4 protein-coding genes are annotated in these 10,031 nt (G+C 39.3%); 3 read left to right on the plus strand and 1 reads right to left on the minus strand.

Features of this window, described 5'->3' with window-relative positions; translation table 11 throughout:
- The first annotated feature begins 651 nt into the window (after positions 1-651).
- The 3 genes from F6K27_RS31015 (at position 652) to F6K27_RS31025 (ending at position 7,717) form a co-directional block, all read left to right on the plus strand.
- Entirely contained in the window at positions 652-2,670 is a 2,019-nt protein-coding gene (locus F6K27_RS31015; protein ID WP_287279682.1) for a DNA-directed RNA polymerase subunit gamma, read from the plus strand.
- A gap of 650 nt (positions 2,671-3,320) precedes the next feature.
- Entirely contained in the window at positions 3,321-7,559 is a 4,239-nt protein-coding gene (locus F6K27_RS31020; RefSeq protein WP_287279683.1) for a DNA-directed RNA polymerase subunit beta', read from the plus strand.
- Positions 7,560-7,570: 11 nt separating this feature from the next.
- Positions 7,571-7,717 (plus strand): hypothetical protein, encoded by a 147-nt coding sequence (locus tag F6K27_RS31025; protein WP_287279684.1) that lies wholly within the window; start codon positions 7,571-7,573, stop codon positions 7,715-7,717.
- A gap of 666 nt (positions 7,718-8,383) precedes the next feature.
- Here the strand turns inward: F6K27_RS31025 and F6K27_RS31030 are convergent.
- Complete coding sequence (locus F6K27_RS31030; RefSeq protein ID WP_124144734.1) at positions 8,384-9,421, minus strand: hypothetical protein; 1,038 nt, start codon at positions 9,419-9,421, stop codon at positions 8,384-8,386.
- Positions 9,422-10,031 lie beyond the last annotated feature (610 nt).

Genomic DNA, 10,031 nt, shown 5'->3' on the forward strand with positions numbered 1-10,031 from the left:
ACAATCAACAGTTTGTTAACATACCTGATTATAGATGAATAGAGATGTTAAGATCTAAAGCTCATTAAAAAGGGATAAAAGTAATAATTACCGAAGAATCCTATAGATCACAATCAAGTTCTTTAGAGCAAGATGAATTACCAAAATCTGGTGAGTCAAAACCGATATTTAAAGGAAAAAGAATAGCAAGAGGATTGTATAAAACAGGAGATAAAAAGTTATGAAATGCTGATGTGAATGGAGCATTTAATATAATTAGAAAAGTAATTCCCGATGTTTTTGGGGAATAAAGGGTTTGCCGTTTAACCCTGTAGTGCTTGAACCACTACGAATGACTATACTTTCAGAGTTTTTAGTAAGTTTAGTTGAGCGGTTTGGAGTGTGACTCAAAAAAACCGAATATTAATCATTACTAATACCAATTCACTTAAAAAATATCACAAATAGTTGGTAACTGATGAAGTAAAATAATAAGCTGAAATTACTGTATAGTGGAGGTTTTAAGTTCCATTAATATCACTTCTGACTTCTGATTTTTGACTTGGTGACTTTAGTGAAACGGTATAACAATTCCTCAGTTCCCTAATCCAAAATCATTCGCTGAATGTGCAATGCCTGTTAATTTTGTAGTCTTAACTCTTTATTGTAAAAATGCCAAAACTTGAACAAAGATTTGATTATGTCAAAATTGGTCTAGCTTCTCCAGAAAGAATTCGTCTCTGGGGAGAAAGAACTCTACCAAATGGTACAGTCGTAGGAGAAGTTACTAAGCCAGAAACTATTAATTACCGGACTCTCAAACCAGAGATGGATGGATTGTTTTGCGAACGCATCTTTGGTCCGGCGAAAGATTGGGAATGTCATTGTGGAAAGTATAAGCGAGTCCGACATAGAGGTATTGTTTGTGAAAGATGTGGGGTAGAAGTAACTGAGTCACGGGTGCGCCGTCACCGTATGGGATATATAAAATTAGCAGCACCAGTTACTCATGTTTGGTATCTCAAGGGTATTCCGAGTTATATGGCAATTTTGTTAGATATGCCATTGCGAGATGTAGAACAAATTGTTTACTTCAATGCTTATGTGGTATTAGACCCAGGGAATCACGAAAGTTTAAGTTATAAGCAACTGTTAACAGAGGATGTTTGGCTAGAAATTGAAGATCAAATTTATAGCGAAGATTCAACAATAGTTGGGGTTGAAGTTGGCATTGGTGCTGAAGCTTTACAAGTCTTATTACAAAATCTTGCTCTGGAGGAGGAAGCAGAAAAACTAAGGGAAGAAATTGCTAATTCTAAAGGTCAAAAACGCGCCAAATTAATCAAACGTTTGCGAGTAATTGATAATTTTGTCGCTACGGGTTCAAGACCGGAATGGATGGTTTTAGATGCTATTCCAGTCATTCCCCCGGATTTACGTCCAATGGTTCAGTTGGATGGTGGTCGCTTTGCAACTAGCGATTTAAACGATCTTTATCGACGGGTGATTAACCGAAATAATCGCTTGGCAAGACTGCAAGAAATTTTAGCACCAGAGATTATTATCCGTAATGAAAAACGAATGTTGCAAGAAGCAGTTGATGCTTTGATTGATAATGGTCGTCGCGGTCGTACTGTGGTAGGTGCAAATAACAGACCTCTGAAATCCTTGAGTGATATTATCGAAGGAAAACAAGGTCGTTTCCGGCAAAACTTGTTAGGTAAACGGGTTGATTATTCAGGGCGTTCGGTAATTGTTGTCGGACCGAAATTGGCAATTAATCAGTGTGGTTTACCACGAGAAATGGCAATAGAATTGTTTCAACCATTTGTAATCCATCGATTGATTCGTCAGGGATTAGTTAATAATATTAAAGCTGCCAAAAAACTGATTCAAAGGGGAGACCCGAATGTTTGGGATGTGCTTGAGGAAGTCATAGAAGGTCATCCAGTGATGTTGAACCGGGCACCAACTTTACACAGATTAGGTATTCAAGCTTTTGAACCTATTTTAGTAGATGGTCGTGCAATTCAGTTACATCCTTTAGTTTGTCCGGCATTTAATGCTGACTTTGATGGTGACCAAATGGCGGTTCATGTGCCACTTTCTCTAGAGTCGCAAGCAGAGGCAAGATTATTGATGTTGTCATCGAATAATATTCTGTCTCCAGCGACTGGTCGTCCAATTATTACGCCTTCTCAAGATATGGTATTAGGTTGTTATTATCTGACAGCAGAAAACCATAGAGAACAAGGTGGAAAAGAACTATATTTTGCTAACTTTAATGATGTAGTTTTAGCTTATGAACAATCTAAGCTAGGTTTACATACTTATGTGTATTTGAGGTTGCCTGGTGATGTTACGGTCGAAACAGATAAACCAGAAGAAATGCCTCCCGATATCCAACAGATATCAGAAGAAGTGGCGGTTAAAAGTTATTGGATGCCATTGGATAGTAAGATATTACCTGATACTTTGGGAGAGTTGAAGTCAGAGAAAACTCTAGAAAATGGAGAGGTAGTGAAGCGTTATCACTTGTATCGGGTTCATTATACTCAACAGGGAAAAATTAAACAGGTTCATATTAAATCTCGCCAGGTGCGGGAAATAAATGGAGAAGCAGCGACACAGTTTGTGGTGACAACACCTGGTCGTATAATTCTCAATCAAACAATTGAAAGTGTTTTGTAAGGAGTCAGGAGTAAACCCACCCCTAACCCCTCCCAGGAGGGGAGGGGAAGGACCGAGTCAGGAGGGAAGAAAGAAAAAGAAACAGGAGTAGAAGGAGAAAGTCTTTTGCTTGCCTTCTTATCCGGACAAGATATCATATCAAATCCGGTTAAACAGTTATAGAATGGTTAACTCAGGAGGAGTCAGGAGTCAGGAGTCAGGAGTCAGGAGGAGAGAAAATTACAAAGATGAGCGTAGTTATGACGATTGGAGAATTTTTTTATGTCCAATCAAGCGGATTTGATATCATAACCTCAAATCAGCAACGCCATAGTTGGCAACTTATGATGTGAAAGAATGAGCTGAAATTGGTGTATAACCATTAATTTAAGTCTATAAACTTTCACTTCTAACTTTTGACTTCTGATTTCTGATTTCTGTGAAACGGTATTAAAATCATCCCGCATTTATCAAAATAATATGGGTCCAGCAACCCCGCCTTTTAAGGCGAAATATTTTTGGAGAGTTGCTCAAATCCCCGTTACAAAAATAACTTCTGACTTCTAACTTTTGACTTCTGACTTCGTTAAGCAACGCCAAACTATTTGGTCTTTCCTTGAATAACAGTCTTTTTATCTAAAGTAAACTAATCAACAAAGGTAGAGAATAACATGATTTTTCGTAATAGAGTTATTAATAAGGGTCAACTGAAAAAGCTAATTTCTTGGTCTTTTAATAATTATGGTACAGCCAGAACTGCAGACATGGCAGATAAACTGAAAGATTTAGGATTTCGTTATGCCACAAAAGCAGGAGTTTCTATTAGTGTTGATGACTTACGAATACCTGCTTCTAAACGAGAACTTTTAGATGCGGCAGAAGAAGAAATTCGCGATACAACTGACCGCTATACTAAAGGAAAAATTACTGAAGTAGAACGCTTTCAAAAAGTAATTGATACCTGGAATGTTACCAGTGAAAATCTTAAAGATGAAGTAGTCCGCAACTTTAAGGCAAGTGACCCTCTAAATTCTGTTTATATGATGGCATTTTCTGGAGCGCGGGGTAATATTTCTCAGGTGCGTCAGTTAGTGGGAATGCGTGGTCTGATGGCAGATCCACAAGGGGAAATTATTGACTTGCCAATTAAGACTAATTTCCGGGAAGGTTTAACTGTAACGGAGTATATTATCTCCTCCTATGGTGCGCGGAAAGGTTTGGTTGATACAGCATTGAGGACTGCTGACTCCGGTTATTTGACTCGTCGTTTAGTTGATGTTTCTCAGGATGTAATAGTTCGGGAAGCAGACTGTGGCACAAAGCGGGGAGTAACGGTGACAAGCATGAAAGATGGTGAACGCGTGTTGATTCCCGTACAAGACAGGTTATTGGGTAGAGTAGCAGGAGAAGATGTTAAACATCCAGAAACAGGAGAAATTATTAGTAGTGGTGGTGTTCAAGCAGTCATAAATCAAGTATTTACAGAAGATTTAGCTAAAGCAATAGGTAAAGCAGGTGTAGAAAAAGTATTTGTGCGATCGCCGTTGACTTGTGAATCACCTCGTTCTGTCTGTCAACAGTGCTATGGGTGGAGTTTAGCTCATGGTCATATAGTAGATATGGGAGAAGCTATTGGGATTATTGCTGCTCAGTCTATCGGCGAACCAGGTACTCAATTAACAATGCGGACATTCCATACTGGTGGTGTTTTTACAGGGGAAGTAGCACGTCAGTTTACATCTCCTTTTGCAGGTGTAGTTAAGTATCCATCAAATGTTCGTACCAGGTCATTCCGGACTCGTCATGGGGATGAAGCAATGATTGCAGAAAATAATTTTGACCTGACAATAGTAGGAACTAATGGCGCTCAAGAAAGTATATTCATTGCTCAAGGTTCTATTTTGATGGTGCAAAATAACCAACAAGTGTTAGCAGGAGACATTTTAGCAGAAGTACCAAAGGCAGGTCAGGTCAGAAAAACAACGGAGAAAGTTACAAAAGAAGTAGCCTCAGATTTAGCAGGGGAGGTTCTATTTGCTAAGTTGGTGCAGGAAGAAAAGGTAGATAGACAAGGAACAACAACGCGCATTGCTCAAAGAGGAGGTCTGATATGGATATTATCAGGAGAAGTTTATAATCTGCCACCAGGTGCAGAAGCAGTAATCAAAAATGCTACTACAATTAATGTTAATAGTGTAATTGCTGTGACTAAGTTGGTAACAGAGCATGGCGGTGTGGTACGAATTCCTTCTACGGAAAAAAATCAAAATATGTTGAGTGCAGGAACTCCACAGGCAACAACGGATGAGTCTGAAGGATCAGTGACTACGACTAACGTTCCTACCGAACTGCCAGTGCATACGAAAGCACAAAATAATCTACCTCGTGAGATTGAAGTCATCACTGCAAGTGTGCGACTAGACCAGGCAAAAGTTAGGATGGAAACCATTGCTAACCGAGACCAGTATATCATTGAAGCCCAAAATCATCAACGATTTGCTTTGAAAGTTACTCCTGGCAGTAAGGTTGGCAACCACGAAGTTATTGCTGAACTTTTAGAAGAAAATTATAAAACTACTACAGGTGGCATCATTAAATATGCTGGAGTAGAAGTTCTCAAACGTGGTAAAGCTAAACAAGGCTACGAAGTGACAAAAGGTGGTACATTACTATGGATTCCTGAAGAATGCCACGAAGTCAATAAAGATATATCTTTGCTATTGGTAGAAGATGGTCAATATGTAGAAGCAGGTACAGAAATAGTTAAGGATATTTTCTGTCTGTCTAATGGAGTTGTAGAAGTACACCAAAAAAATGATATTCTCAGGGAAGTGGTAATTAAACCAGGTGAACTACATAGTGGAGATTATGAAACAGATTTAGGGGATTTGACTTTAATCAATGGTCAGATTGCAATGCCAGGAAAGGAAGTGGTGCCAGGATTAATAGTCTCTGAGTTAAAGTATATTGAATATGTAGAAACTCCAGAAAACCCTGGATTATTATTACGACCTGTGACGGAATTTAATGTGCCTGATGACCCTGGTGTTCCTTCTCAAAAATCAATTAATTCTTCCATTGAGTTAAGAGCAGTACAACGCATTCCTTTTAAAGATGGGGAACGAGTTAAATCTGTAGAAGGTGTGGAATTACTGCGAACCCAGTTAGTATTAGAGATTGGAGAAGAAGCTCCTCAATTAGCTGCTGATATTGAGTTATCACCAGATCCAAAGGAAGAGGGAGTAATGCGTTTGCAGTTGGTGATTCTAGAATCTTTAGTAATTCGTCGCGATGTAACGGCAGATACAACTCATGGTAGTACAAGTACTGAACTTTTGGTTAAAGACAGGGATGTAATTGAAGCTGGAGCAGTGGTTGCTCGCACAGAAATTTTATCTAAGGAAGCTGGTGAGGTACGGGGTATTAAAGAAGGTTCGGAAGCTATTCGTCGTATTTTGATCGTCAGAGATGCTGACTTAATTAAAATACCAGTTAATACTTTGCCATCTGTAGCTCAAGGGGATTTATTAGTTGCTGGTACGGAAATTGCTCCTGGAGTATTTATTGAACACTCAGGTCTGGTTTCTAAAATTCAGAAAACAGTTGCAGATAATGGTGAAGAAGGTTATCAAGTTATCTTACGTCAAGGCCGACCTTATCGTGTTTCTGCAGGGGCGATACTGCTGACCATGGATGGAGATTTGGTACAACGAGGAGATAATTTAGTACTGTTGGTATTTGAGCGTGCTAAGACTGGGGATATTATTCAGGGTTTACCTCGAATTGAGGAACTTTTGGAGGCTCGTAAACCAAAAGAGTCTTGCATTCTAGTGAAGTATCCTGGTCAAGCTCAGGTTAAGGTTAATGAGGATAATGTGGAGGTTAGTGTGGTTTCGCCTGACGGAACAATTACAGATTATCCGATCGGTCCTGGGCAGAATGTGATTGCTTCTGATGGACAAAATGTAAATGTGGGTGAATCACTCACAGATGGACCCCGAAACCCCCATGAAATTCTGGAGATTTTCTTCAACTATTACCGCGACCATGAAAGCATTTATGAGGCTTGTTTGAGGAGTTTTGAGGCTTGTCAGCAGTTTTTGGTAGACCAAGTGCAGGCGGTTTATCAATCTCAGGGTATAGATATTTCTGATAAACATATTGAAGTAATTGTGCGTCAGATGACTGCTAAGGTGAGGATTGATGATGGTGGTGATACTACTATGTTGCCTGGAGAGTTGATAGAATTACGACAAGTGGAACAGGTGAATGAGGCTATGTCTATTACTGGTGGAGCAACAGCTCAGTATACGCCAATGTTGTTAGGGATTACAAAAGCATCTTTGAATACAGATAGCTTTATTTCGGCAGCTAGTTTCCAAGAGACTACAAGGGTCTTAACGGAGGCAGCAATTGAAGGTAAGTCTGATTGGTTAAGGGGATTAAAGGAAAATGTGATTATTGGGCGTTTGATTCCTGCTGGTACTGGTTTTAATGCTTATGAAGATGCTCTGAGTGCAGAGATTAGTCGTTTGGAACAAAGTTGGGATGAGGATGTGGATCTGATTGAGGAAGATAATTTACAAAGTGTAGTGTTAGACGATCAAACAGCACGTTCATTAGAATTAGAAAGTGGTCTGAATTTATCACCTGTGAATAATAATTTTGCAGATTCTCAAGGCATATCTCAAGATCAAAATCAATTGATAGACGATCGTATGCCTGATTTTCCTCAGATTTTAAACAATAGTGAGTCAGTTTTAGATGACTCAGATTTTGTCTCCGATAATTTTGAGTCTGATTTTCCTGGCGACCTAGAAGATGACTTAATAGATGATGATGATGATGATGATAGTGATGATGATGATGGTTTTGATGATTTTGATGAGAATACGCCAGAATTAATCTAGGGATCGGAAAGTTGGCGTTGCTGAAGCAGGTGTATGATATTAATCCTAATTACTTAGGAGTCAACCCACCCCCACGCCCCTCCCAACCCACCCCTAACCCCTCCCAGGAGGGGAAGTTAGGAGTCAGGAGGGAAGAAAGAATAAGAAACCCCGAGTAGAAGGAGAAAGTTTTTTGCTTGCCCTCTTATCCTGAATGATATCATATAGCAATGTGCGCTGGCATATTTACAAATTACAAGAGGTGTCCAATAGCTAAAAGTCTTATATTATTCCAACGGAGATGCTGCGCAAACAGATTTTTATTCTCCCTGTTGCCTGTTGCCAGATGAGCTGTTGCCTGCGCACAGCGCTATACCTCAAATTAGCAACGCCGGAAAGTTAAGTAACCTATTATCAGTATTGCTTCTGGGGAAGCTTTAGGGACGTTGAATCCAACGTCCCATTGTCGTTAATTATATCAAATCCGCTTGGGTTCGGTATAAAAAAATGTTCCATCACAGCGCCATTGCCAAATCTTTCTTGAGATCCCCACACTCCCCACCCTCCCCACACTATGAATCTAATTACACCAATGCTACTGGATTTGATATGACTCCTGAGGAGGTCTTCCTGACTCCTAACCTAATTAGACATCTTCAGAAAAGAGGGAATAGGGAATAGGAAGAAAGAATTGATAATTTATGTACGATAATTGATTTTATTTTTTATTTTTGGAGATGTCTATTCATCAAACTTTTTCAGCAAACCCTAATTAATGTGACTGATATCGGCAATCTCCATCCCATTCATTCTGTTTCCAGAATTGCTGTATCCTGACTTTTTCTTCAATCTCCATCAGAGAGTATTTGTAGGCGAATAATTTGGTCATTGACTTCACTTAGACGGATTTCAATTACATTATTAGATAGTTTGTCTAAACACCCTAACAAGTGTCGTAAATGAGGTGTACTAGCACCAGTATCAACAAATAACCGTTCTGATAGATTACCTACTCGCTTCCAGGTACTGTAAAGTTTAGCAGTTGTTGCTTCTAGTTGACCAGACTGTTTTACTAGATCGGCGACTACATTCAGACATTCTAATCTCAAAGCTTCTTCTAGTACCATTTCCATATCTAATGGTGATTCATTCAATGCTTGAACTTTTGCTGCTGCATCAAGATATTTAGAAAGGTTACGAGCATCTGAGGTCAATTGCTTGACGGTATCTAATTCTGGAATTTGGACGATCTCCTCTTGAATTGCGCTCACATGAGATTCTGGTAATTTTTCCATTTCTCGCACTAGGGGAGCTAAATAACGTGGTGGCATGGAACCAGATGTGGCCTTTTCTTTTATTTCGCTGGGAAGTAAATCTGAGCTAATGGCCATCCATTCATCTGCTAGTTGTTTGACTTCTCGCCTGGTGATTCGATCGCCTTTTTTTGCTGCATCTGTCACCATTTCTTGGACTTCTGGAACTGATTTTGCTGTTTCTACAAAGGCCCGTTTACTAAAATTATTAATGGAGTCTGGGTCTAAATGTCCTTCTGCAATTAAAGTATCAGCACTATTGGCCAATTCTATCAGGGCATAAGCTTGACTCTTGCTGATTTCTCTTTCCTTGAGCCAATTTAGAAATCCGCTGCCTCGCCCATCGCCTCCTTTTTTTTCTCGGTCTCTGATGATTCTTAAGATGCGCCCCCGCCAGATTTCTGTCTGGAGGTCGAAGCGATCGCAAACTTTCCATGCTGTGTCTACTACTTTTTCAAAGTCTGAGTCTGGAATATTTTCATCTTCTGGGTCTGGTAGGTCTAAATCTAGCTCTGGAAAGTTATTGAGAGCTTCAGCAAGAGCTTCAGGAAATTGGGGAATTTCGGGCATAACAGGACAGTATTATCGCTCATAGTGCCGAAATATTATTGCATCAAATAGTGGATAATACCAGAGGTGATGGATGTTTGCTACAAATGGGAGAAGTAAGGAAGAGGGAAGAAGGAAGAAGGAAGAAGAAAGAAATATTGAGGAAAAAAAGGTAAAAATAATAGATATAACTATCTAAAATGAATTGGACAAGCTCTTTTTAAGTACCTCCGAAGTCAGGAGGAATAGAACTTCAACATTTTTTACTATTTTACTTTTTTTTTGAGTTTTTTTGACTAAAATATGGTATTATTTATAATTTTAGCAAGTTTTCTGTCATTCTTTTTGCATCAGTCAATAACCCAACACCAAACTTCGGTGATGATTTGGGCTTGTAAGGCTAGTCTTTACAAGTCTTTAATTAGACCCGACTAAGTGTTAATTCATATCATGTCCGTTGGTATCGTTTGTGTAAAAGTTAGCGTGGATATCTACAGGAAATTTGGCGTTGCACAGTGACGAATGATTTGATATTTTTGAAGGAGACAGGAGACAGCTATACTGGAGACAGGAGGAAAATTACTTGGGGTGAGAATCCCCATGTAATGCGTGAACACCCCCGTTGACGGTG

Source organism: Okeania sp. SIO2F5, assembly GCF_010692685.1.
Classification (GTDB): domain Bacteria; phylum Cyanobacteriota; class Cyanobacteriia; order Cyanobacteriales; family Microcoleaceae; genus Okeania; species Okeania hirsuta.

What these genes read in the sequence shown, in the direction of transcription:
- F6K27_RS31015 (WP_287279682.1), top strand. Translation starts at nt 652, where the DNA reads ATGCCAAAACTTGAACAAAGATTTGATTATGTCAAAATTGGTCTAGCT.
- F6K27_RS31020 (WP_287279683.1), top strand. Translation starts at nt 3,321, where the DNA reads ATGATTTTTCGTAATAGAGTTATTAATAAGGGTCAACTGAAAAAGCTA.
- F6K27_RS31030 (WP_124144734.1), bottom strand. Translation starts at nt 9,421, where the DNA reads ATGCCCGAAATTCCCCAATTTCCTGAAGCTCTTGCTGAAGCTCTCAAT.